Consider the following 23,225-nt stretch of genomic DNA (forward strand, 5'->3'; position numbering starts at 1 on the left):
CGATCGGGGTCGAGGTGCCGCATCGCCGTCGAGACCTCGGGAGTCGGGAAGGCCCCCGGGTACCGTGGGTCGCATGCACTGGATGCCTGACACCTCTGCCGGAGACTGGCTGCGCGAGCGTCTCGACGACCCCTGGAACTCGACGATGCACGCCGTGGTGCCGCACGGCTTCCCCGCGTATGCGCGCATCCTGCACCCTGCGATCGTGCGATCGCTCCCCGACCGACCGGTGCCGACCTACGACGACTACGACCGGATGCCGGAGGCCGAGCGACAGTCGCTCCTCGATCGGTTCATCGATGAACCGGCGACATGGGCGCAGACGGCCGCCGCCTTCGGCACGACGCTGCATCCTCTCGCTCAATGGCAGCGGATCGTGCGCACTCCGCCGGAGACCGACTGGAACGCGCGGATCTCCCCCGACGGGCGCGAGTTCACCGCGCCGATGGACGGCGCCGTCTCGTCCGAGATGCTCGCGACCCTCGTGGGTCATCTCGTCTCGCACACCGCGACGCCGGATGCCGGATTCGCCGCGCTCTGGGAGGGCACGGGCGGGCTGCTGGGTCACCTCGGACACGGCCCCTCGCGCACCTTCCTCACGTTCGACGACGACCCGAACCACCGGGCGATGCTCGACCGCAGCATCCGCGATCCGCTCAACAACGCGTTCCGCAAGCCGACGTGGCAGGAGGGCATCCTGTCGCGCGAGGTCTCGGAGGGTCCTCGGCTGCAGCTGCGGGACCGCGATCACGTGCTGTTCCGTGGTGCGCCGAGCACGTTCGCGCGTCGGGACTGGGTGCTCGACGTGCCGTGGCGGGATCGCGAGTCCGAGGAGCACGGGTTCGCGCCGGCCGCGCAGAGCCCCAGCATCCTGTGGCCCGACGATCACGCCTGGGTGCTCGTCACCGAGGTCGACTACGACTCGACGATCATCGCGGGGTCCGCCGAGCTGATCGCCGAGCTCATCGCCGACGACCTCCTCGAGGTCTTCGCCATCCCCGAGAACGCCGAACTCACGTGGGACTCCGACGAGGTGAACCGATGACGGCACCGCAGCCGGCCGCATCGTTCGACGCCCGCCCGCTCACCGATCCCGTCGACGCCCGGGCCGTCAGCACCTTCAACGCCGAGCTGCGCTCGCGGGGCAAGATGGGCGGCTCGGCCACGACGATCGTCGCCTTCGTGATCTTCGGCATCGTGTTCCTCGCCGCCATGACGGTCGTCGGCACGACGATGGTCTCGCTGCTCACCGATGCAGGGTCGTCGTCGTTCGCCGGCATCGGGATCCTCGTCGCCGCAGTCGTCGGGATCACGATCGCCACCGTCGGCTGGCGCCGATCCCGCATCGCGCGGTACCGCCTCGACGCATTCGCCCGGGCGAACGGGATGACGTACGAGGCCAGGGTCGCCGACCCTGCCCTTCCGGGCATTCTGTTCGGCCTCGGACGCTCCCGAGAAGCCACCGATCTCGTGCGAGGCGCGAAGCCTCGCTTCGTCGAGTTCGGCAACTACCGATACACGACCGGGTCGGGGAAGAACTCGACCACCCACCGCTGGGGCTACGTCGCCGTCAAGCTCGATGTGCCCCTGCCGAACATCGTGCTCGACGCCAAGGGCAACAACGGCTTCGGGTCGAATCTGCCCGCGTCGTTCCAGCGCGAGCAGCGCCTCTCGCTGGAGGGCGACTTCGATCAGTACTTCACCCTGTACTGCCCCGAGGGGTACGAGCGTGACGCGCTGTATCTGTTCACGCCCGACATCATGGCCAGGTTCATCGACAATGCCGCCGAGCTCGATGTCGAGATCGTCGACGACTGGATGTTCCTCTATACACAGCGCACGGCGTCGACCCTCGACCCTGCGACCTGGGCGTGGCTGTTCGGAGCCGTCGGCGCCTTGATGACGAAGCTCGATCAGTGGGAGCGCTGGCGCGATGAGCGTCTGCGGCTCGAGAGTGCGGCTCCGGCATCTCCGTCGCCCGCCCTCGCACCGGTGGGCGCGTCCGCGAGCCTGCCCTTCGCTCCGCCGGCCGGTCTTCTCGCTCCCCCGCCAGGAGTCGCGCGTGAGGGACGCCGGCTGAAGCGCAGCTTCCAGTGGGTGCCGATCGTGTTCCTCGTCGGTTTCGCACTGATCTGGTTCTGGTTCAGGTCGTTCTGAGGGAACCCCCGAGGGTGGGTTGTGGGGGTGGGTGCTGACTGGGGATCAGCGCTCCCACCCCATCCCCCCTCGGGATCAGAAGAAGATCTGACTCTCCCTCCGCAGGACGGTCGAACCGTCCACGCGCGGGTCAGCTGGGGACTGACGACTCTGCGCGTATATGAGTAATGGTATACCGGTATACGTTGCATTCCATTGCGTCCGAGAGACTCGACCGAACACGTTGCATCCGGTCCAGAAACGTGCGAAATGAGGGTCTGGGGCGCCTTTCCGACACCGCATTCGTGCATGCCCTCCTGGCACCGTGATCTCCGTTACCCAGAGTGACGCGTCCGGCCCCACCCCCGTCTGCATGCAAGAGAATGGAAGGTGATGTCTGAACTCGAAGATCACACCCAGTGGCAGGCCGATCGCCGCGCCTCCGTCACCTCTGCGACCGGCAACCTCGCGCTGATCGAGACCCGCTGGACGGGCGGGGCTCCCGATCTGGATGCCGAGCGGCAGGCCGCATCCGACACGGTGACCGTGACGCCGATCCAGCGCACGAACATCGAGACCGGGGAGGCCGAGCACGGGCTGCGCGTGTGGGATGCCGAGTCCCCCGCCATCCGCGCCTTCGACCGCATCGACACATACGAGTACGACCCGGCATGGGTTCTCGAGGGACACTTCACGCCGGTCTCCGGCGATCGTCGGGTGTCGTTCGAGCACATCCGCGACAACGGCGGCACGCGTGAGCTCGTCGTCCCCGGCGACATCCACTTCGTGCTCGACGGCCGCGCGTACGACCTTGCGGCCTTCGACGACGGCGGCACGCTGCTGCTCGTCTTCGGCGACGAGACGAACGGTTCTGAGACCTACGGATCCGGCCGCTTCCTCTTCGTAGAGCTCCGTGACGACGAGGGCACCGTGGTGCTCGACTTCAACCGCGCCTTCGTGCCGCCGTGCGGATTCAGCGCCCAGTACAACTGCCCGCTGCCGCCGGCATCCAACCGCTTCCCCCTGCCTATCCGAGCAGGCGAGAAGAACGTCGTCTTCCGCGACGGCTTCGACATCTACGCGGCGTGACGCCGCGCACCCTCACCCTGGAGCACTCATGAGAAGAACCCGCATCCTCGGCGCGCTCGGCGCCGTCGCCACGCTCGCCCTCGTGGCCGGCTGCGCGTCGGGCGCCACCGACGACGCCGCGAGCGAAGACGCCACCATCTTCATCGGGTCGCTGTACGAGCCCACCAACCTGAGCAACACGCAGGGCGGCGGACAGGGTGTGACCGAGGCACTGACCGGCAACGTCTACGAGGGCCTCTACCGCCTGACCGACGACGGAGAGGTCGAGCCGCTTCTCGCCGAAGACGCCCAGGTGTCGGATGACGGCCTGACCTACACGATCACTCTGCGCGACGACGTGACGTTCCACTCGGGTGACCCGCTCACGTCCGCCGACGTGAAGTCGAGCATCGAGGCCGTCACCGCCGAGGACTCCGTGTCGGCGCGCAAGTCGAGCTTCACGACCATCGCCGACATCGCGACGCCAGACGACCAGACCGTCGTCTTCACGCTGTCGCAGCGGTCGATCTCGTTCCTCTACAACCTCAGCTACGTCTGGATCGTCAACGACGAGGCCGGTGACATCACCGGCACGGAAGACGGCACCGGCCCCTACACGCTCGACGAGTGGAAGAAGGGCTCGACCCTGACCCTCGAGCGCTGGGACGACTACTGGGGCGAGCCCGCCAAGAACGGCGAGGTCGTCTACACGTACTTCACCGACGCGACCGCTGAGAACAACGCTCTGGCCACCGGCGAGATCGACGTGATCACCAGCGTGCAGAGCCCGGACTCGCTCGCGCAGTTCGACAGCGACGACTACGTCATCAGCGAGGGCACCTCGACGACCAAGGAGCTGCTCGCCTTCAACGACCGGGTCGCCCCGTTCGACAACGCCCTCGTGCGCAAGGCGATCTACTCGGCCATCGACACCCAGAAGCTGCTCGAGTCGATCTGGGGCGACTACGGCACGCTCATCGGATCGATGGTGCCGCCCACCGACCCCTGGTACGAGGACCTCACCCAGGTGAACCCGTACGACGTCGACCTCTCGAAGGATCTGCTCGCGCAGGCCGGCTACGCCGACGGCTTCACCTTCACGCTCGACACCCCGAGCTACGACCCGCACCCCGCCGTCGCGGAGTTCCTGCAGTCGCAGCTCGCCGAGGTCGGCATCACGGTCGAGATCAACACGATCAGCGCCGACGAGTGGTACACCAAGGTCTTCAAGGAGCAGGACTTCGAGGCCACCCTGCAGGAGCACGTGAACGACCGCGACGTGGTCTGGTACGGCAACCCCGACTTCTACTGGGGCTACGACGACGCCCAGGTGCAGCAGTGGGTCGCCGAGGCCGAACAGGCCGCCACGACCGACGAGCAGACAGCTCTGCTGAAGCAGGTCAACGAGAAGATCGCCGAGGATGCCGCGAGCGTATGGTTGTACCTGTACCCGCAGATCGTGGTCGCCTCGAGCGACCTCAGCGGTTACCCGGTCAACGGCCTGAACTCGCAGTTCTTCGCCTACGACATCGTCAAGTCCTGACGCGCGAGGGGGATGCCGCGTGTCGGCATCCCCCTCTTTCATCCTGAGAAGCCATGCTCGCCTACCTGCTGCGCCGCCTCGCGTTCCTCGTGGTCTCGCTCGTCGTCGCGATGATCGCGATCTTCGTGCTGCTGCGGCTGCTCCCCGGCGACCCGGCTAACGCCCTGCTCTCGGTGAATGCGACACCCGAGCAGATCGCCGCCGCCCGCGCACAGGTCGGCTCGGATCAGCCCCTCCTGCAGCAGTTCACGACCTGGGCCGGTCAGCTCCTGCGCTTCGACCTCGGTGAGTCGTTCCTGAGCTCGCGTCCGGTCGGCCCCGACATCGCCGATCGCCTCGCCGTGACCCTCCCACTCACACTCATCGCGTTCACCGCCGCCCTTCTCGTCTCCCTGGTGATCGGCATCACCGCCGCCGTGAAGTCCGACCGCTGGTACGGCATCGCGCTCTCGGGATTCGCGCAGCTGGGTGTTGCCGTGCCGGTGTTCTGGGTGGGCGTCGTGCTCGTCTGGATCTTCGCACTCGGCCTCGGCCTGCTGCCGTCCGGCGGATTCCCGCGCGACGGCTGGGAGGATCCGGCTGACGCGCTGCGGTCTCTCGCGCTGCCGGTGACGACGATCGTGATCGTGATGAGTGCATCCCTCAGCCGCTACGTGCGCTCCGCCACCCTCGACGTGATCGGCAGCGATTACCTCCGCACCGCGCGCGCCGGCGGGTCGGGCATGTCCGAGGCGCTGCTGCGTCACGGAGTGCGCAACGGCTCGGTGCCGGTCGTCGCGGTCCTCGGCATCGAGCTGTCCACCACGCTGCTCGGCGCGGTCGTCGTCGAGAGCGTCTTCACTCTTCCCGGTCTCGGCAGTCTGCTGCTGTCGGCCATCGAACAGCATGATTTCCAGGTCATCCAGGGCGTCCTCGTCGTCAGCACGCTCTTCGTGCTGCTCGTCGGGTTCGCCGCCGACATCGTGCAGCGCCTGATCGATCCGCGACTGCGCACGAGCGTCTCGGGCAACCGATGAGCCGCGTCGCCGAGCAGCTGATCACCGGATCCGTCCCCGTGCGGAGGCGGCCGAAGGCGACCCTGCTGATCGGGCTCGTGCTCACCGGCATCATCGTGCTCATCGCGCTGGTGTCGCTGTTCTGGCTCCCCTATCCGCTCGCCGACACGAGTGGAAGTCGTCTCGAGGGGCCGAGCGCCATGCACCTGCTCGGCACCGATCGGCTCGGCCGCGACCTGCTCTCGCAGCTCATGTGGGGTGCGAGGATCGCCTTGATCGTGGGCATCTGCTCGGTCGCTATCGCCGCCGTTCTCGGCGTGATCGTCGGACTGATCGCCGCCTTCTCGCGACCATGGGTCGACGACACGCTCTCCGCCGGACTGGACGTCGTGATCGCCTTCCCGGTGCTGCTGCTCGCGATGCTCGTCGTCGCGGTGCAGGGAGCGTCGCTGTGGTCGGCGGTGCTTGCGATCGGACTGGCGATGTCGGCGGTCGTCGCGCGTCTCACCCGCATCCTCTCGCGCCGCGTGCTGCAGGAGCAGTACATCACCGCCGCACGCACCAGCGGCACGGGTGTGCTCGGCATCGTGTTCCAGCACGTGCTCCCCAACATCGCACCGACCCTCGCGGTCAGCCTGGCGCTGCAGTTCGGTGCCGCGGTGCTCGCGGAGGCGAGTCTGTCGTACCTCGGGCTCGGTGCCCCGCCGCCCAACGCCTCGTGGGGTCGGATGCTGCAGGAGGCGCAGGGCACCGTGCTCACCGCTCCCATCGGCGCGATCGCCCCCGGCATCGCGATCATCGCCCTCGTGCTCGGGGTCAACTTCCTCGCCGACGGCCTGCGCGATCTCGCCGACCCGACCCGCAGGAGGAGCCGATGAGCATTCTCGAGGTCGCAGGGCTCACCGTCCGCTCCGGATCCGGGGCTCTCGTGCGCGATGTCTCGTTCTCGCTGCAGCCCGGCGAACGCCTGGGGCTGATCGGCGAGTCCGGGTCGGGCAAGTCGCTCACCTCGCTCGCGGTCACCGGCCTGCTGCCGGATTCTCTCGTCTCGTCCGGGTCGGTGCTGCTCGACGGGCACCAGGTCGTCGGTGCGCGGGATGCCGACCTGAGGCCGTTGCGCGGACCCGTCGCCCAGATCGTGTTCCAGGAGCCGCTCACGGCGCTCGACCCTCTGATGAGGGTCGGTCGCCAGATCGCCGAGCCGCTGCGTCGTCATCTCGGCCTGCGCGGCGCGGAACTGCGGTCGGCCGTCACGGCGGCGCTCGATGAGGTGTCGCTGTCGGAGCCGCGATTCGCGCGCGCCTACCCGCACGAGTTGTCGGGCGGTCAGCGCCAGCGTGTGGCGATCGCCATCGCCTTGGCCGCCCGGCCACAGCTGCTCATCGCAGACGAACCCACCACCGCGCTCGACGTGACCGTGCAGGATGCCGTGCTCACGCTGCTCGAGCGGCTCGTCGCCGAACGCGGCATGGCATTGCTGTTCATCAGCCACGACCTCGCCGTCGTGTCGCGCATGGTCGACCGCATCGTCGTGCTGCGCGACGGTCTGGTGGTCGAGGAGGGGGCGGTCGCCGAGGTGCTGCGGCGCCCCGCGGAGCCGTACACGCGGATGCTGGTCGACAGCGCTCGCGCGCTCGATGCGTTCCTCGATGCGAAGGAGGCTGACGTATGAGCCTCCTCGAACTGCGCAGTGCCGGCTTCGCCTACGGATCGCGCCGGGTGCTCGACGACATCTCGCTGAGCCTCGACGAGGGAGACTCGCTCGGCCTCGTGGGCGAGTCGGGTGCGGGCAAGTCCACGATCCTGCGGCTGATGCTCGGGCTCTCGGCACCACGCGATGGACAGGTGCTCTTCGACGGTGCTCCCCTGTCGCTGCGCGACCGTGCGCAGATGCGCCGCTTCCGCGCGAGCGTGCAGCCGGTGTTCCAGGATCCGTACTCGTCGCTCGACCCCCGTCAGCGCATCGACCGCATCATCGGCGAGCCCCTGCGTTCACTCGGCCTCGCCTCCGGCGCCGACGCGCAGCGCCGCATCGCCGAGGCCCTCGAGTCGGTCGGGCTTCTCGCCGACACCGCCCGCCGATACCCGCACGAGTTCTCGGGCGGCCAGCGTCAGCGCATCGCGATCGCCCGCGCCGTGGTCTCGCGCCCGCGCGTGCTGCTCGCCGATGAGCCGGTGAGCGCCCTCGACGTGACGACGCGCGTGCAGGTGCTCGAGCTGCTCGACCGCCTGCGTCGAGAGAACGGCCTGTCGCTCGTGATGGTGTCGCACGATCTCACCGCGATCGCGTCAGCCTGCGACCGCACCGTGGTGCTGCAGAACGGCCGCGTCGTCGAACAGGGCGCCACCGCATCCGTGCTGCACGCACCGCAGGACCCGTACACCCGGGCGCTGGTCGACGCGGTTCCGCGACTCCTCCGCTGAGTCGCGGCAGTCGCTCGTCATGGATGGCTGGCCGTTTCGCGGATGGCTGCCCGACCGTCGGGGTGTCTACAGCCAGCCGACATCGTCTAGCAGGGTGGCCGCAGACGACTCCGTGGTGTCAGGCTGACGCGTGCCAGGCCTCTCGGAGTGCGACCACAGAATGGGTCATGTCCGAGTCAGGGAGATGCACAGGTCCATCGGAGATGTCCACGTTCTGAAGCGGGTCATCCGCCAGATGCTGCGGGAACACATGGCAGTGGAGATGCGGGGCCCGATGTCCCATCACCAGGTAGTTGATCTTCCGCGGGTCGAATGCCTTATCGACGGCCCGGCCTGCGCGCTGGACATCGCGCCAGAACGCGCTGAGCTGACCGGCATCCAACTGACCGAGGTCAGTGAGATGCTCGCGGAGGATCACGACGGTGTAGCCGGGATGCGCCTGGTTGCGCACCAGTCGGACGTGAGTCATCTCGGTCGAGGCCACCAGGATGCTGTGCTCGTTCTCCGGCAGATGTGCGTCGGCACACATACCGCAGACCTCCGGGTCCACGAGTTCGGCCCACTCCTCATCCGTCCACCACATCGGCCCATAGTAAACAAGCGCGAGGGCGGCCACGGTAGAACTCACGGCATCCCGGCCATGCTTTGGCTGGTTGCTCCGGCAGCCTTTCGCGGTTTCGCCCGGATGGATCCGCGAAATCGACTCCACTCACCGGGGCTGAAATCCGTATCGCTTCATCGTCTCCTCAATCGTGCGCAACTCACCGGCCGCTGACTGCCTTCGTGCGTCTTCAATATCCTGACCGATGCCTGGCTGCGACAACCAAAAGTCGACGAGAGGCGATACGCAGTCCTTCAACTCACTCCTGTATACGCGCTGCATCTCGCCTTTCTAGTCCGATGCGCTGCCAACAGAGGCATACTTCTGGCCACATTTCCCTCAGCTCCCCGAAGGCGCGAGGCCGAAGTACTGCAGCTCCGCGTCGTTCAGCATCCGCGAGCGGATCAGGAACCGCATTCCAGTGGGACCCTCGACCGAGAAGCCGGCACCGCGGCCCGGCACGACATCGATCGTGAGGTGGGTGTACTTCCAGTACTCGAACTGCGATTCCGACATGAAGACCTCGACCGGGGAGTCGAGCCCCACATCGAGGGCGCCGAGCAGCACATCGCTCGGCCCGGTGATGAACATGCCGACCGGGTAGCACATGGGTGACGAGCCGTCGCAGCATCCACCCGACTGATGGAACATCAGGGGTCCGTGCTGCACGGTGAGATCGCGGATGAGGGATGCCGCGGCATCCGTCACGTCGACCCGCTGATAGGTGCCGATGCTGACCATGGTCCGAGCCTTCCTGCAGGTGGTTCCGGGCGGGCGCTGCCGGTGCAGCGCCCGCCCGGAGGTCGAGCTCAGAAGAAGCCCATCGGGCCTTCTGCATACGAGACCAGGAGATTCTTGGTCTGCTGGTAGTGGTCGAGCATCATCTTGTGGTTCTCGCGACCGACGCCCGACTGCTTGTACCCGCCGAACGCCGCATGCGCCGGGTACTGGTGGTAGGTGTTCGTCCAGACACGACCGGCCTCGATCGCCCGTCCCGCGCGATAGGCCGTGTCGCCGCTGCGGCTCCACACTCCCGCACCCAGTCCGTAGAGGGTGTCGTTCGCGATCGAGATCGCATCGTCGAAGTCATCGAACGAGGTGACCGAGAGCACCGGGCCGAAGATCTCCTCCTGGAAGATGCGCATGTCGTTCGTGCCCTCGAACACGGTCGGCGCAACGTAGAAGCCTTCGCTGAGGTCGCCGCCGAGATCGACGCGGTCGCCACCCGTGAGCAGTCGCGCGCCTCCCTGCTTGCCGATGTCGATGTAGCTGAGGATCTTCTCCAGCTGATCGTTCGATGCCTGCGCTCCGATCATCGTGGCCGGATCCAGCGGGTTGCCCTGCACGACCCTGCCGACGCGTTCGAGGCCGTCAGCGAGGAAGCCGTCGTAGATCGAGCGCTGGATGAGCGCCCGCGACGGGCAGGTGCAGACCTCTCCCTGGTTGAGAGCGAACATCGTGAAGCCCTCGAGCGCCTTGTCGTAGAACGGGTCGGCGGTGTCGCGTGCGACGTCCTCGAAGAACACGTTCGGGCTCTTGCCTCCCAGCTCCAGGGTGACCGGAATGAGGTTCTGCGACGCGTACTGCATGATCAGACGCCCCGTCGTGGTCTCACCCGTGAACGCGACCTTGCGGATGCGCTTGTGCTGCGCGAGCGGTGCACCCGCCTCGATGCCGAAGCCGTTCACGATGTTCACGACGCCGGCGGGCAGCAGATCGCCGATGATGTCGAAGAGGAACAGCAGGGATGCCGGCGTCTGCTCGGCCGGCTTGATGACGACGCAGTTGCCTGCGGCGAGCGCCGGCGCGAGTTTCCACACGGCCATGAGGATCGGGAAGTTCCACGGGATGATCTGTCCGACCACGCCGAGCGGCTCGTGGAAGTGATACGCGACGGTGTTCTCGTCGAGCTGGCTGATGCCGCCCTCCTGCGCCCGGAGCACTCCGGCGAAATAACGGAAGTGATCGACAGCGAGTGGGATGTCGGCGGCGAGCGTCTCGCGCACGGGCTTCCCGTTCTCCCAGGTCTCGGCGACGGCGATCTCCTCGAGATGCTGTTCGATGCGGTCGGCGATCCTGTTGAGGATCACGGAGCGCTCCGCGGGGCTGGTCTTGCCCCAGCTGGCAAAGGCCTTCCAGGCGACGTCGACCGCGCGGTCGATGTCCTCGACGGTGCCGCGGCCCACCTCGGTGAAGGGCTTGCCGTTGACGGGGCTCACGTTGTCGAAGAACTGGCCCTTGACGGGATCCACGAACTCTCCGCCGATGTAATGGCCGTACCGCGGACGGTAGGTAGCGAGGGCGCCCGGCTGACCGGGAGCGGCGTAGGCGGTGGACACGTCTTCTTCGACGATGGTCATCGGGACTCCTTCGACGGGCCGCGGCGTCGGTGCTGCGGGCTGTGTCTCGAAGGTAGGTCGGCAGAGGTTGCGCCCCGATGCGCAACGTTGCGGATGGTTGCACGCCGTCGCGAGATGTCCGAGACAGACCGGACGGTTCAGCTCTCCTCGATGCGTTCGATGCGGGCGACGAGCCCGGCGCGCTTCGGCGAGCGCGCCGGAAGCATCTCCAGTGCGAGGCGCAGGGCCGCGGCATCGCTCTGTCCCTCCGGGATCTCGGCGTACTCCAGGAGGACGTCGAGGCTTGCCTCCGACAGCATCGTCTCGCGCAGCGCCGCTCTGACGGACTCGCGGAACTCCTCGACTCCCGGCGATGTGGATTCGGGAAGGACCGGACCTCGGTATGCGGTGAGGGCGACCCGATGGGCACCTCGGTCGAGCAGTGAGAGGACGTCGTGCGCGTCCGTCTCGAGCACCACCGGCAGCCGATACGGCCGCGACTCGGGGACGAGGCTGGGGGCGTGCTTCTCGAGCACCTTGCGCAGACGCACCATCTCCGGCCGCAGCGTGTCGGCCGACGCGTCCGGTCCGTAGACGAGTTCGCTGAGTCTCTCGGCCGACAGCCCCTGGCGATGCACGGCGAGCATCAGGAGGATCGCGGCATGACGAGCGCTGAGCTCGATCACGGATTCCTCGAGTTCTGTCTCGGTCTCGAGGCGCGCACGATCGCGCCCCAGGACGTGCAGCGTCGCCCGGGTCGTGGGCTTGGCTCGCGAGGAGATGGTGATCGGACGCTGCGACTCGCTGCGGGCCCGCAGTCTCGACACGAGCAACTCCGACTCGACCGCGCGCGCTGTCGCATCGACCAGCAGCCTGGCCTGCATCGAGACGACCTCGTCTCCTCCGGTGATGTCGATGACCCCGAGGACACGCCGCGTCTCGGGGTCTCGCACCGGAGCCGCCGTGCACGACCACGGATGCACCAGCCTGTTGTAGTGCTCAGCACCGCGGATCTGCACCGACTGTCCGAGCGCCAGCGCTGTGCCGGGAGCTGTCGTGCCGACGGCGTCCTCGGCCCAGTTCGCGCCGGCCACGAAGCCCATGCCCTCGGTGAGCGATTGCAGCTTGCGATCGCCTTCGATCCACAGCAGCCGTCCGGCCTGATCTCCGACGGCGACGACGACACCGGAGTCCCCCTCGGTTCCCGGCAGCAGCAGGGCTCGGATCATGTCCATCGCGGACGCGAGCGGATGCGCGAGTCGATAGGCCTCGAGCTCTTCGCTCACGAGTTCGATCTGCGGGGCCCCTTCGGGGCCGACGCGCCCTCGCCAGGATCGCACCCACGATTCGCGGACGAGAGGTCGCACCTCCTGCAGGCGCTTGTCATCGAGATTGCCGGCGATGAGCTCTTCGTGTGCACGCTCGATCAGAAGACGAGAGGCCTCAGGCGGCCCTTCACGTGACACCTGCCACGACGCGACCACGGGCGTCTCCGATCGTCGATGGTGGAGCGTTACCTCAGTGTAGGAGCCGGATGCCGTCGGCGGTACCCGCGATATTCCGGTCACGCGTTCCGGGTGCAGGCTTTCGCACAGGCCGCCGAGGTCGACGAACCGGAGGAGTGACGAGTCGTCCTGGGGGATCCCCATGGGGATGCCCGCGCCCGACCGCCGCATCGCTGTCGATGCGGCTCGATCGGCTCAGACCCGGGCTGCCCACCATTCACGGAGCCGCTGCTCGGCGGCATCCGCTCCGATGACGCCTTCGTCGAGGCGCAGCTCGAGCAGGAACTTGTAGGCCTCGCCGACCTCACGACCGGGCGAGATGCCGAGGATCTTCTGGATCTGGTTGCCGTCGAGCTCGGGCCGGATGGAGTCGAGCTCCTCCTGCTCGCGCAACGCCGCGATGCGCGATTCGATGTCGTCGTAGGCGGATGCCAGTCGTCCGGCCTTGCGCTTGTTGCGCGTCGTGACGTCGGCGCGGGTGAGGATGTGCAGCCGCTCGAGCAGGTCGCCGGCGTCGCGCACGTAGCGCCGCACCGCGGCATCCGTCCACGCGCCCTCGGCGTATCCGAAGAACCGCAGATGCAGCTCGATCAGCGTCGATACCGACTCGGTCGTGTCGGTGTCGAAGCGCAACGACTGCAGGCGCTTGCGTGCCATGCGCGCCCCGACGACGTCGTGATGGTGGAAGGTGACGACTCCGCCGTCCTCCAGCTTGCGGGTGCGGGGCTTGCCGATGTCGTGCAGCAGCGCCGCGATCCGCAGGGCCACATCGGGCTCGGCACCGGGGTGACGCGAGTGCTCGAGCGAGATCGCCTGGCGGAGGACCGTGAGGGAGTGCTCGTAGACATCCTTGTGATGATGATGCTCGTCGACCTCTAGTCGCAGCGCACTCACCTCTGGCAGGAACTCCTCCATCAGACCGGTGTCGACCAGCACGCGGATGCCGCGCACCGGGTCATCCGTCTGCATCAGCCGCACGAGCTCCGATTGGATGCGCTCGGGACTCACGATCTCGAGGGTGGCGCGCAGCTGCGTGATCGCGTCGGCGGTGTCATCGTCGATCCGGAAGCCGAGCTGGGCGCTGAAGCGCGCGGCGCGGAGCATGCGCAGCGGGTCATCGCCGAACGAGACCTGAGGGTCGGCCGGGGTGCGCAGTACCCCGGCGACGAGGTCTTCGACTCCCCCGGTGGGGTCGACGAGCGTGATGGCCGGCACCAGCAGAGCCATGGCGTTGACGGTGAAGTCGCGTCGGTGCAGATCCGCGTCGATCGTGTCGCCGAACTCGACGGTGGGCTTGCGGGTCACACCGTCGTAGCTGTCTGCGCGATAGGTCGTGACCTCGACCTGCTCACCCTGCACACGCGCGCCGATCGTGCCGAACGCCCGACCGATGTCCCACTGGGCCGTCGAGATCGGCTTGACGATGCGCAGGATGTCGTCCGGCATCGCATTCGTCGTGAAGTCGAGGTCGTGGGTCGGCCTGCCGAGCAGCGCATCGCGCACGGGCCCCCCGACGACAGCGAGGTCGAAGCCCGCCTTCTCGAAAGCCTCCGCGAGGGTGCGGACGACCGGATTCTCGGCGAGCGCGCCGAGACGGGCGAGGCCGTCAGCCATGTTGAGCATGGGTTCCAGCGTACCGGGGTACGGGTGGCACCCGCGGGCCGCAGTCCCCGTCGAGCGGACGTCAGAACAGCGGGTTCTCACCCTTGGCCTGCGCGACGGCGCGAACTCGCGCCTGCACGAGCCGCACGAGGAGCGTGCTCAACAGGAACCCGCCGACGACGGCGACAGCGACGATGAACCAGATCCCGATCTCGGGATCGATCAGCTCGAAGCCGTAGATCGCGACAACGAGCAGAAGCAGCACCGGCCCCTCGATCAGCGCGAATGTCACGAACAGCCGCGTCTGACGGCGGCCGAAATCGGCGTTCACGGCACGGACGCGCGATTCGATCGACGACTCACCTGCGTAGCTCATGCCCCCACGCTACCGGCGTCGAATCGCCTCACAGTCCCCGCTCTCGTGCTCGGCATCGCCCGAGTCCTAGGATCGGCACGTGGCCGCAGAAGCGAACGAGTCCCCCTCAGCGCCTGACACGTCCCGGCGCGGGTTCCTCAAGATGGGCGGCGCCGCACTGGCCGGCGTCGTGGTCGGCGGCGCGGCTGGCGCTGCGATCGGCGCGAACGTCGCGAACCAGCGGAAGGGTTTCGCCACTGAACCTGATCCGTTCGCCGCACTGACTCCCCGCAGCGAACCCGGATTCGATCATCTCGTCGTGGTGATGGGTGAGAACCGCTCGTTCGACAACCTGCTCGGGTACCTCTACTCGAAGGAGTCGCTTCCGACAGGCGAGAAGTTCGAGGGTCTCGCGTTCGGGACGCACAGCAACACGGCATCCGACGGCACGGTCGTCGACGCGCACGTCTACACCGGCGACACCGACCGGATCATGAGCCTGCCCGATCCCGATCCGGGCGAGGAGTACCCTCACGTCAACACGCAGATCTTCGGCACCGTCGACCCGAAGGACAACGCCGACCTGTTCGTCGACCAGATGACGGCCCCCTTCAACGCACCCACCCACGGCGAGAAGGCGACGATGTCGGGGTTCCTCGAGGACTACATCATCAACTTCCGCCGTCTGCGCAAGGGCGTCGAGCCGGCCCCCGACGAGGCCGCGCACATCATGGGGTCCTTCTCGCCCGAGATGCTCCCCGTGCTCTCGACCCTCGCAGCGGAGTTCGCGGTGTTCGACCACTGGTACGCCGGGGTGCCGTCGCAGACGTTCTGCAACCGGTCGTTCTTCCACGCGTCGACGTCGCACGGCTTCGTCACGAACCAGGCCGGCGGCGGGTACCGCAAGTGGCTCGATGCGCCCGCGGCCCCGACGGTGTTCAACCGTCTGGAAGACGAGAAGGTCAGCTGGAAGATCTACATCGACAAGCTCCAGCTGGTGTCGTTCACCGGGATGCTGCACGCTGCCGTGCTGGAGAAGTACTGGCGCACCGAGCACTTCGGCACGATGGAGGACTTCTACGCCGATGCGAAGAACGGCACCCTTCCGGCGTATGCGTTCATCGAGCCGCGCATGGTCTACGACCACAACGACTTCCACCCGCCGTTCGGGTCGCCCCGTGAGAGCGAGGTCGACGGCGAAGCGGTCTACGACAGCGCCATCTCGGACGTCCGGGCCGGCGATCGGCTGATCCACGACATCTACGAGGCGGTGCGCACGAGTGCGTCGCCGCAGGGGTCGAACGCCGTCAACACCCTGCTGCTCATCACGTTCGACGAGCACGGCGGATGCTACGACCACGTGCCTCCGCCCGCGGCGACGAAGCCCACGAAAGACACCGGGGCGGGTGAGATGGGCTTCACGTTCGATCGACTCGGATGCCGAGTGCCCGCCATCGCCGTGTCGGCCTATACGAAGCGCGGCACGATCGTCCACGACGAGATGCACCACGGATCCGTCACGGCCACCCTCTCGCGGCTGCACGGATTGAAGCCGCTCAACGACCGCGACCAGTCGGCGAACACACTGTTCACCGCTGTGAACCTCGACGCACCCCGGCATCCGGCCGACTGGCCCGTGACCACGCCCGCCTACACGCCGCCGAATCCCGAGCAGCGCGAGCCGAAGCCCGGTGAGGCCGACCAGATGAAGCCGCTCACCCCACCCGCCCGCGGGCTGCTCGGGCTGCTCCTCGCCAAGTACGGCAAGCCGGGTGAGCCGGAGCCCGAGACGTTCGCCGACGCCTATCGCCTGCTGCACGAGCACGGCGACGAGCTGTTCGGGCCCGCGAAGGGCTCCTGACCCCCGGGGGGTGGCTGCGGCCGCCGGCATCGCGCCGACAAGCACTGCGACGAGGACGATGGCTCCGGCCAGGAATCCGCTCCTGGGCGCTCGCATGCGGCCAGGAACGATATATCGGCTCGCCGGTCGAGGAAAAAGAAGGGCGGATGCAGTTCGCATCCGCCCCTTCATCCGCCGTTGCGGTCGATCGTCAGACCGGATCTCCCTGCACGGGACCCTCGGTGTTCGGCTTCCAGCCGAGCGCCGGGGCGACATGGGTCGCGAACGCCTCGAGCACGTGGAGGTTGTATGCCGGGCCCAGCTGGTTAGGGATCGTCAGCAACAGAGTGTCTGCCGACATGACGGCCTCGTCAGCCAAGAGCTGCTGGATCAGCACGTCGGGCTCGGCCGCATACGTCTTGCCGAACGTCGAGCGGAAGCCGTCGATGATGCCGATCTGGTCGGCGTTCTCCTCGCTGCGCAGACCGAAGTACGCCCTGTCCATGTCCGAGACGAGCGGGAACACGCTGCGGCTCACCGAGACGCGAGGTGCTCCGGTGTGTCCTGCCTCCTTGTAGGCGGAACGGAACAGGTCGATCTGCTCGCGCTGCAGCTGATGGAACGGCACACCGGTCGCCTCGGTGAGCAGGGTCGAACTCATCATGTTGAGACCCTTGCGGCCGGTCTCCTCCGCGGTGGCGCGGGAACCCGAGCCCCACCAGATGTGGTCGCGCAGGGTGGGCGACTGGGGCTCGATCGCGAGGTATCGGCCGGCTCCCACCATGCGGGGGTCGCCGGGGGCGAGACCCTCGCCGTCGATCGCACGGAGGAAGAGGTCGAACTTCTCGCGAGCGATGACACTTCCGCGCTCGGGGTCCTCCTCGTCGTGGAAGCCGAAGGTCTCGTATCCGCGCAGAGCCGTCTCGGGTGACCCGCGGCTCACGCCGAGCGCGATGCGACCGTCGGCGATCAGGTCGAGTGCCGCCGCCTCCTCAGCGAACTGGAACGGGTTCTCGTACCGCATGTCGATCACGCCGGTGCCGACCTCGATGCGCTTCGTACGCGCAGCCATGGCTGACAGCAGCGGCATGGGCGACGCCGCCTGGCGAGCCCAGTGGTGCACGCGCACAGAGGCGCCGTTCACGCCGATCTCGTCGGCACCCTCCGCGATCTCGATGGTCTGCTTCAGCATGTCCCCCGCGGTGCGGGTCGCCGAACCGGGCACGTCTGCATAGTGCCCGAAGGAGAGGAATCCGAAAGCCTTCATGGTGTATTCGAACGCATATATGCGAGCGGGTATTCCTGCATCACTCCCCCGGGATCAGCAGACCGTCGAGCACGAGCTGGCGGATGCGGGGCTCGAGGTCGGCCCACAGGTCGACGAGCGGCACCTCGAACAGGTCGGCCAGAGCTGCGACGATCTGCATCACCGTGAGCTCGCCGTCGCAGGCCCCGACGAGAGCGGCGAGCGCCGGGTCGACCGCGATGGTCCGTGCGAAGCCACCGCCCTGACGCAGTTCGATGATGCTCGGATCGTCGTTGCCCGGAAGCAGATGTCGTGCCTCGGTGACATCCGGAGCGACGATCAGCGTCGTAGGCAGTCCTTCTGCGAGCACGTCGTGCGCCGCGAGACCCGAACGCAGCGCCCCGCCCACGTTCGAGACGGGCTGTGCGACGCGCTCGAGACGACGCAGGGGCGCTCCGCCGCCTGCCGGCCGCCGCACCAGGATGTAGCCGAATCCGACGGCGGTGACGCCACGCGCGGCGAAGTCATCGAGCCATGCGGTGAGCAGCGGGGTGAACGCGGCATCGCGGGGCGTCGTGCCTCCGTCTCGGATCCACAGCTCTGCGTAGCCCAGCGGCGACAGCTCTTCGCGCTGGATGACCCACAGATCGAGGTCGCCAGGAACCCACGACGAGAGGCGATCGAGACCCGCGCGTCCACTCAGCGATGCCTGGCCACCGCGCGACTCCCAGTTGCCGAGCAGCTGTGCCACGCCTCCCGGGGTCAGGAAAGACGGAACCGCACGGAGGAACTGCTCGACGAGCGCGTCACCGACGAGTCCCCCGTCGCGATACTCGTACTCGGGGACCCCTTCCGCGCGCGGGGTGATCACGAAAGGCGGGTTCGACACGATCAGGTCGAACGCCTCTCCCCCGACCGGCTCGAACATGCTGCCCAATCGGAACTCGATGTTCGAGACGCCGTTCAGCTGGGCATTCAACTCGGCATAGGCGAGCGCTCGCGCCGAGATGTCCGTGGCGACGACGGATCCTGCGTGACGAGCGACGAGCAGTGCCTGGATGCCGCATCCGGTGCCGAGATCGAGGGCACGGTCGACCTCGATCGGCATGATGACCTCGGCGAGCGTGCGGGAGGCGCCGCCGACTCCGAGCACGTGATCCGCGGGCAGCGCTCCGTCGAGCGCCACCTCGTCGAGGTCGCTGGCGATCCACCATTCGCCGATCCCGTCGGCGTCGACGAACGACTGGGGACGCAGCAGCGCAGTGGGGATCACCTCGTCGCCCTCGATCCTCGCGAGGCCGAGGGCCACGAGGCCGTCCGCTCCGAGTCTCGGGAGAGCCGTCGTCACCGCGGCGATCGGCTGCGGCATCCCGAGCACCAACAGCCTGCCGAGAGTCGCGAGCACACCGTCGTCACCGGCGATCGCGCGCAGGATCGGCTCGCGCATGCCTCTGGCCAGCGCGTCGTCCTCCTCCTCGCCCCACAGGCGACGGAGCGGCTCCGAGCGGAGATCCGCGGCGTCGAGATCTGCGGCGAGCGCGGTGCTGCGGAGCGGATCGGGCGTGGGGGCGAGGGTGTCAGACACGGCCGTCACTCTACGCGTCTTCAGGGTTCTCATTCAGCCAGCGGCCTAGAATCACAAGGTCACCACTCACGAGCAGCCTGGGATCCCGGCGTTCGAGGAAGACCTTCATGACCGCGACCATCTTCGAGAACGGCCTCCGCACGCGCCTGCAGCGCCTGGCGCGCGGGTCCGTCATCTCGGCGATCGTACTCGGCCTGGTCAGCACGGGCGCAGGCAGCGCGGTCGCAGCCGCCGATGACGAGTCAGAGGCGTCCTCCGTCGAGCTCCTGTTGTCGGCGGGGGTGCGCGGAACGGTCGCCCCTGGCACAGCGACGACGGCCTCGATCACCGTGCAGAACGACGCGAAGTCCGAACTCTCCGCCGGACGAGTCACTCTGGAGATCAACCGCACTCCGCTCGCGGACGAAGCCTCGGTCACGACGTGGCTGAATGACTCCGACGCCACAGGGGGTTTCGACCAACTCGGAACCGACACCGTCGCACCGGTCGACGCCGAGACCTCCGCGACCACGAGCCTCTTCCTGCCTCCCGAAGTTCTCGGCGACCTCGCACCGGGTGTGTACCCGCTGCGCGCGACGCTCAGCGGGGCGCAGAACGAGGGTCAGGATGCCGCGCGAACGGTGACGTCGACATCCGTGCTCGTGGTGACCGCTGCTGCGAATCCGCCCGTCGCCGTGATGGTGCCGATCACGGCGACGCCCTCCGACGGCGCCCTTCTCACCGCGGACGAGCTCAGCGCTCTCACCGCGCCCGACGGCGCACTCACCGCGACGATCGAGGGTGTCCGAGGGACGTCCGCGACCCTGGCGATCGACCCGGCGATCCCCGCCGCCATCCGCGTGCTCGGCTCTTCGGCGCCGCAGAGCGCGCGCGAGTGGCTGCGACTTCTCGACGCTCTGCCCAACGAGCGGTTCTCTCTGCAGTTCGGCGATGCCGACGCCACCACACAGGCACAGGCGGGTCTTCCGGGACTGCTGCAGCCCACGACGCTCGCGCCGTTCCTCACCCTCAGCAGCTTCACCGAGCCTCCGGACGAGACCCCCACCGCGACTCCTGCGCCGACTCCCGCCTCGCTGCCGACGGATGGCAGCGCACCGACTCCCGTGCCGACACCGAGTGATGAGCCGAGCCCTCAGCCCACCGACGGTCCGGTGCTGCCCGACGATGCGCAGCTCACGACCGTCGAGGGGTCGACCCCCGGCATTCTGTGGCCCCGCAGCGATGTCTCCGCCGCCGATCTCGACACGTTCTCGACGTACCTGAGCGGCGGCGCGGTCACTGTCCTCTCCTCTGCAGCGGTCGGCGGTGTGGTCGGCGCGCACGTCGCGATCGATTCGCACAGCGTGCTGGTCGCCGTGGATGCCGCATCGGATGCTCTGTCGCAGGCGGCGAGCGAAGACGACGACGCCGCCCGTCAGCAGTCGCTGGCCGAGGCGAGCGCTTATCTCGCCCTGTCGGCTCAGGCGAGTCCGACGACGCCGCTTCTGATCGGACTCGACCGCGACGAGACCCGCACCGCTGATGCGCTCAGAGAGGCCGTCTCATCGGTCGACTCCCTCGGGTTCGGTCTCTCGGAGGTTCTCGCGATCCCGGCGACACCGTCGACCCTCTCGACCGAGCCCGACCCGGCACGAGCCACGGCCCTGCAGGGGATGCTCGACAGCGAGGTCGTGCTCGGCGAGTTCTCCACGATCCTCGACGACAGCCAGCTTCTGCTGAGCCCCAAGCGCATCCAGATCATGCGGGCGACCGCGGTCGGCCTGACGGACAAGGGCTTCTCAGAGGCCGTCGCCGACGTGAACGAGCAGACGACCGAGACGCTGAACGCGGTCGACATCCCTCCGGCGAGCACCATCCAGCTGCTCTCCGCCAACGCCGACCTCCCGTTCTCGGTGCGCAACGACCTGCCGTGGCCGGTGAACATCGAGCTCACGGTGAAGCCGAGCGACCCGCGCCTCGAGGTGCAGTCCGTCACGCCGTGGACGATCCAGCCCGGCACGACGACGAGGGTGAAGGTCCCCGTGTCGGCCCGAGTGGGCAGTGGCGAGGTCACCCTGACGCTGTCGCTCTCGAGCCCCACCGGTGTGCCGATCAGCCAGCCCGAGCGCGTGCGCGTCTCGGTGCGGGCCGAATGGGAGACCATCGGGCTCGCCGCATTCGGCGGTCTGATCGTGCTGCTGCTCGGTCTCGGCATCATCCGCACCGTCCGACGCCGGCGGCGTGAAGCCCTCGCCGGCGACGAAGAACAGACGACCTCCTCACCGGATGCCGTCGAGGAGCTGAATGAGTAGTCTCGGCCGCGCCAGCGCACTGATCGGGGCCGGAACGCTCATCTCGCGCGTCACCGGGCTCCTGCGAACCATCGTCCTCGTCGGCGTGATCGGCTCGGTCGGTGCGGGCGCCGCAGACGCCTTCGCAATCGCGAATCAACTGCCGAACAACGTCTTCTCGCTCATCTCGGTGGGCGTGCTGACGGCCGTGATCATCCCGCAGATCGTCAAGGCGACAGCGGATGCCGACGGTGGCAACGCCTTCATCTCGAAGCTCTTCACGCTCGGCACCGTCGTGCTGGTCGTCATCACGGGTATCGCCACGATCGCCGCGCCCTGGCTCGTGTGGCTCTACGCCGGCAAGGAGGGTTCCGCGGAGTTCCTCGCGCTCGCGACGGCGTTCGCGTACTGGTGCATGCCGCAGATCCTCTTCTACGGGCTCTACGCGCTGCTGGGCGAGGCGCTCAACGCACGGCGGATCTTCGGGCCCTTCACCTGGGCGCCGGTCGTCAACAACATCGTGTCGATCGCAGGCTTCCTCGTCGCGGGCGCGCTGTTCGGCGGCCCGCTCACCCGCGTCTCCGACTGGACTCCCGAGATGATCGCCGCGCTCGGTGGAACGGCCACGCTCGGCATCGTGATCCAGGCCGCGATCCTGCTGATCTTCTGGCGCCGCACGGGTCTTGCGCTCCGCCCCGACTTCCGTTGGCGCGGCGTCGGACTCGGCAACGTCGGACGGCTCGCCGGATGGACGTTCCTCATGGCGCTGACGAGCCTCGGCGCCGGACTCGTGCAGACCCAGATCCTCACCGAAGCCTCCGGACGAGGCGCGTCCGTCGCCACCTTCCAGTACGCCTGGCTGATCTTCATGCTCCCGTACTCGATCATCGTGCTGTCGATCGGCACGCCCTACTTCACGCAGATCAGCGAGCACGCGGCGGCCGGCAGACATGCCGAGGTCCGCGCAGACATCGCCCAGAGCATCCGCACCCTGCTCTTCTTCATCGCCGTCGCCGTCGCCGCGGTCGCCGCGGCAGCGATTCCGGCGTCGCGAGTCTTCACCAATCAGGCGTCGCACGCCGAAGAAGCGGCGCTGGTGCTGCTCGCCTTCCTCGTGTGCCTGGTTCCGCTGACGATCCTCTTCATCGTGCAACGCACCTTCTACGCCTACGGCGACACCCGCACGCCCTTCTGGTTCACGCTGTTCCAGTGCGGTCTCGTGGTCGTCACCGCTCTGGTCGCGCAGTGGCTGCTCGCCGCCGAGATCATCGAGGTGACCATGCTGGCCGCAGCCATCGCGCTGGGCCAGTCGATCGCGAGCACCCTGCAGATGATCGTGGCCAGCTGGCTGCTGCACCGCAAGATCGGCGGACTCCAGATCCGCACCTGGATGACCGCTGTCGTCCGCTACGCCGTCGCTGCCGTCCCTGCCGGGTTCGCCGGGTGGGGCGTCTTCCTCCTGCTCGGCGGCCCGACCGGGTGGACCACGTCCGACAAGATCCAGGGAGCCATCGGCACCTGCATCATCGGCCTCGCCGTCGTGGTCGTCTACATCGGCATCCTGGCTGTCCTGCGCGCTCCGGAGCTCAAGGTCGCGAGCGGCATGCTGCGGCGTTTCCTGCCGGGCCGCTGAGCCCCCTCGCGCGGGAATGTCGCGCGGTTACCATTGGTTGAAGCAGTCGAACGTCTTTCGGCGTCTCAGCATCTACGACGGAG

19 protein-coding genes are annotated in these 23,225 nt (G+C 67.8%); 11 read left to right on the forward strand and 8 right to left on the reverse strand.

Going from position 1 to position 23,225, the window contains the following annotated elements; genetic code table 11:
- Positions 1 to 82 precede the first annotated feature (82 nt).
- From QRN21_RS07430 to QRN21_RS07465, 8 genes are all read left to right on the forward strand, one after another.
- Complete coding sequence (locus QRN21_RS07430) at positions 83 to 1,045, forward strand: hypothetical protein (protein WP_285363543.1); 963 nt, start codon at positions 83 to 85, stop codon at positions 1,043 to 1,045.
- Positions 1,042 to 2,157 carry a hypothetical protein gene (locus QRN21_RS07435; RefSeq protein WP_285363544.1) on the forward strand — a complete coding sequence of 372 codons (1,116 nt, stop codon included), beginning with the start codon at positions 1,042 to 1,044 and terminating at the stop codon, positions 2,155 to 2,157. The genes QRN21_RS07430 and QRN21_RS07435 overlap by 4 nt, the downstream gene beginning before the upstream one ends.
- 372 nt (positions 2,158 to 2,529) lie before the next feature.
- Positions 2,530 to 3,225: a DUF1684 domain-containing protein gene (locus tag QRN21_RS07440; RefSeq protein ID WP_285363545.1), complete on the forward strand. Its 696-nt coding sequence runs from the start codon at positions 2,530 to 2,532 to the stop codon at positions 3,223 to 3,225.
- Between the two features lie 28 nt (positions 3,226 to 3,253).
- Positions 3,254 to 4,747 (forward strand): ABC transporter substrate-binding protein, encoded by a 1,494-nt coding sequence (locus tag QRN21_RS07445; RefSeq protein ID WP_187249175.1) that lies wholly within the window; start codon positions 3,254 to 3,256, stop codon positions 4,745 to 4,747.
- 53 nt (positions 4,748 to 4,800) lie between these two features.
- Positions 4,801 to 5,763, forward strand: a complete 963-nt coding sequence (locus QRN21_RS07450; RefSeq protein WP_053098213.1) for an ABC transporter permease — start codon at positions 4,801 to 4,803, stop codon at positions 5,761 to 5,763.
- Complete coding sequence (locus tag QRN21_RS07455) at positions 5,760 to 6,620, forward strand: ABC transporter permease (protein ID WP_285363546.1); 861 nt, start codon at positions 5,760 to 5,762, stop codon at positions 6,618 to 6,620. Before QRN21_RS07450 ends, QRN21_RS07455 begins: the two co-directional genes overlap by 4 nt.
- Positions 6,617 to 7,414, forward strand: a complete 798-nt coding sequence (locus tag QRN21_RS07460; protein WP_285363547.1) for an ABC transporter ATP-binding protein — start codon at positions 6,617 to 6,619, stop codon at positions 7,412 to 7,414. Before QRN21_RS07455 ends, QRN21_RS07460 begins: the two co-directional genes overlap by 4 nt.
- Positions 7,411 to 8,166: an ABC transporter ATP-binding protein gene (locus QRN21_RS07465; RefSeq protein WP_285363548.1), complete on the forward strand. Its 756-nt coding sequence runs from the start codon at positions 7,411 to 7,413 to the stop codon at positions 8,164 to 8,166. Before QRN21_RS07460 ends, QRN21_RS07465 begins: the two co-directional genes overlap by 4 nt.
- A gap of 118 nt (positions 8,167 to 8,284) precedes the next feature.
- Here the strand turns inward: QRN21_RS07465 and QRN21_RS07470 are convergent, their stop codons facing one another.
- The 6 genes from QRN21_RS07470 to QRN21_RS07495 form a co-directional block, all read right to left on the reverse strand.
- Positions 8,285 to 8,875 (reverse strand): HIT family protein, encoded by a 591-nt coding sequence (locus QRN21_RS07470; RefSeq protein WP_285363550.1) that lies wholly within the window; start codon positions 8,873 to 8,875, stop codon positions 8,285 to 8,287.
- 231 nt (positions 8,876 to 9,106) lie between these two features.
- The gene (locus QRN21_RS07475) at positions 9,107 to 9,508 is read right to left on the reverse strand and encodes a DUF779 domain-containing protein (RefSeq protein WP_187249170.1); all 402 of its coding nucleotides are present in this window, start codon (positions 9,506 to 9,508) and stop codon (positions 9,107 to 9,109) included.
- A 68-nt stretch (positions 9,509 to 9,576) separates the two neighbouring features.
- Positions 9,577 to 11,127 (reverse strand): acetaldehyde dehydrogenase ExaC, encoded by a 1,551-nt coding sequence (gene exaC, locus QRN21_RS07480; RefSeq protein WP_053098219.1) that lies wholly within the window; start codon positions 11,125 to 11,127, stop codon positions 9,577 to 9,579.
- A 137-nt stretch (positions 11,128 to 11,264) separates the two neighbouring features.
- The gene (locus tag QRN21_RS07485) at positions 11,265 to 12,590 is read right to left on the reverse strand and encodes a transcriptional regulator (RefSeq protein WP_285363552.1); all 1,326 of its coding nucleotides are present in this window, start codon (positions 12,588 to 12,590) and stop codon (positions 11,265 to 11,267) included.
- A 216-nt stretch (positions 12,591 to 12,806) separates the two neighbouring features.
- Positions 12,807 to 14,234, reverse strand: coding sequence for a CCA tRNA nucleotidyltransferase (locus tag QRN21_RS07490; RefSeq protein WP_056275640.1), 1,428 nt, complete (start codon positions 14,232 to 14,234; stop codon positions 12,807 to 12,809).
- Positions 14,235 to 14,295: 61 nt separating this feature from the next.
- Positions 14,296 to 14,589, reverse strand: a complete 294-nt coding sequence (locus QRN21_RS07495; protein ID WP_056275643.1) for a hypothetical protein — start codon at positions 14,587 to 14,589, stop codon at positions 14,296 to 14,298.
- Positions 14,590 to 14,668: 79 nt separating this feature from the next.
- On the opposite strand from QRN21_RS07495, the gene QRN21_RS07500 reads away from it, so the two are divergent.
- Positions 14,669 to 16,429, forward strand: coding sequence for an alkaline phosphatase family protein (locus tag QRN21_RS07500; RefSeq protein ID WP_056275647.1), 1,761 nt, complete (start codon positions 14,669 to 14,671; stop codon positions 16,427 to 16,429).
- Between the two features lie 190 nt (positions 16,430 to 16,619).
- On the opposite strand, the gene QRN21_RS07505 is transcribed toward QRN21_RS07500, so the two are convergent.
- Both QRN21_RS07505 and QRN21_RS07510 read right to left on the reverse strand, forming a co-directional pair.
- Positions 16,620 to 17,675 carry an LLM class flavin-dependent oxidoreductase gene (locus tag QRN21_RS07505; RefSeq protein ID WP_053098225.1) on the reverse strand — a complete coding sequence of 352 codons (1,056 nt, stop codon included), beginning with the start codon at positions 17,673 to 17,675 and terminating at the stop codon, positions 16,620 to 16,622.
- Between the two features lie 40 nt (positions 17,676 to 17,715).
- Positions 17,716 to 19,272 carry a class I SAM-dependent methyltransferase gene (locus QRN21_RS07510; RefSeq protein WP_502883093.1) on the reverse strand — a complete coding sequence of 519 codons (1,557 nt, stop codon included), beginning with the start codon at positions 19,270 to 19,272 and terminating at the stop codon, positions 17,716 to 17,718.
- Positions 19,273 to 19,346: 74 nt separating this feature from the next.
- Between QRN21_RS07510 and QRN21_RS07515 the strand changes: the two genes are divergently transcribed.
- Both QRN21_RS07515 and murJ read left to right on the forward strand, forming a co-directional pair.
- The gene (locus tag QRN21_RS07515; protein WP_285363555.1) at positions 19,347 to 21,530 is read left to right on the forward strand and encodes a DUF6049 family protein; all 2,184 of its coding nucleotides are present in this window, start codon (positions 19,347 to 19,349) and stop codon (positions 21,528 to 21,530) included.
- A complete protein-coding gene (murJ, locus tag QRN21_RS07520) occupies positions 21,523 to 23,142 on the forward strand; it encodes a murein biosynthesis integral membrane protein MurJ (protein WP_285363556.1) in 1,620 nt (539 codons plus the stop codon). The genes QRN21_RS07515 and murJ overlap by 8 nt, the downstream gene beginning before the upstream one ends.
- Positions 23,143 to 23,225 lie beyond the last annotated feature (83 nt).

This window comes from Microbacterium sp. LMC-P-041, assembly GCF_030209555.1.
Lineage (GTDB): Bacteria > Actinomycetota > Actinomycetes > Actinomycetales > Microbacteriaceae > Microbacterium.

Bases quoted from the DNA above. Each gene is read 5' to 3' on its own strand.
- QRN21_RS07430 (WP_285363543.1), top strand. From the start codon at position 83: ATGCCTGACACCTCTGCCGGAGACTGGCTGCGCGAGCGTCTCGACGAC.
- QRN21_RS07435 (WP_285363544.1), top strand. From the start codon at position 1,042: ATGACGGCACCGCAGCCGGCCGCATCGTTCGACGCCCGCCCGCTCACC.
- QRN21_RS07440 (WP_285363545.1), top strand. From the start codon at position 2,530: ATGTCTGAACTCGAAGATCACACCCAGTGGCAGGCCGATCGCCGCGCC.
- QRN21_RS07445 (WP_187249175.1), top strand. From the start codon at position 3,254: ATGAGAAGAACCCGCATCCTCGGCGCGCTCGGCGCCGTCGCCACGCTC.
- QRN21_RS07450 (WP_053098213.1), top strand. From the start codon at position 4,801: ATGCTCGCCTACCTGCTGCGCCGCCTCGCGTTCCTCGTGGTCTCGCTC.
- QRN21_RS07455 (WP_285363546.1), top strand. From the start codon at position 5,760: ATGAGCCGCGTCGCCGAGCAGCTGATCACCGGATCCGTCCCCGTGCGG.
- QRN21_RS07460 (WP_285363547.1), top strand. From the start codon at position 6,617: ATGAGCATTCTCGAGGTCGCAGGGCTCACCGTCCGCTCCGGATCCGGG.
- QRN21_RS07465 (WP_285363548.1), top strand. From the start codon at position 7,411: ATGAGCCTCCTCGAACTGCGCAGTGCCGGCTTCGCCTACGGATCGCGC.
- QRN21_RS07475 (WP_187249170.1), bottom strand. From the start codon at position 9,508: ATGGTCAGCATCGGCACCTATCAGCGGGTCGACGTGACGGATGCCGCG.
- exaC (WP_053098219.1), bottom strand. From the start codon at position 11,127: ATGACCATCGTCGAAGAAGACGTGTCCACCGCCTACGCCGCTCCCGGT.
- QRN21_RS07490 (WP_056275640.1), bottom strand. From the start codon at position 14,234: ATGCTCAACATGGCTGACGGCCTCGCCCGTCTCGGCGCGCTCGCCGAG.
- QRN21_RS07495 (WP_056275643.1), bottom strand. From the start codon at position 14,589: ATGAGCTACGCAGGTGAGTCGTCGATCGAATCGCGCGTCCGTGCCGTG.
- QRN21_RS07505 (WP_053098225.1), bottom strand. From the start codon at position 17,675: ATGAAGGCTTTCGGATTCCTCTCCTTCGGGCACTATGCAGACGTGCCC.
- QRN21_RS07510 (WP_502883093.1), bottom strand. From the start codon at position 19,272: ATGAGAACCCTGAAGACGCGTAGAGTGACGGCCGTGTCTGACACCCTC.
- QRN21_RS07515 (WP_285363555.1), top strand. From the start codon at position 19,347: ATGACCGCGACCATCTTCGAGAACGGCCTCCGCACGCGCCTGCAGCGC.
- murJ (WP_285363556.1), top strand. From the start codon at position 21,523: ATGAGTAGTCTCGGCCGCGCCAGCGCACTGATCGGGGCCGGAACGCTC.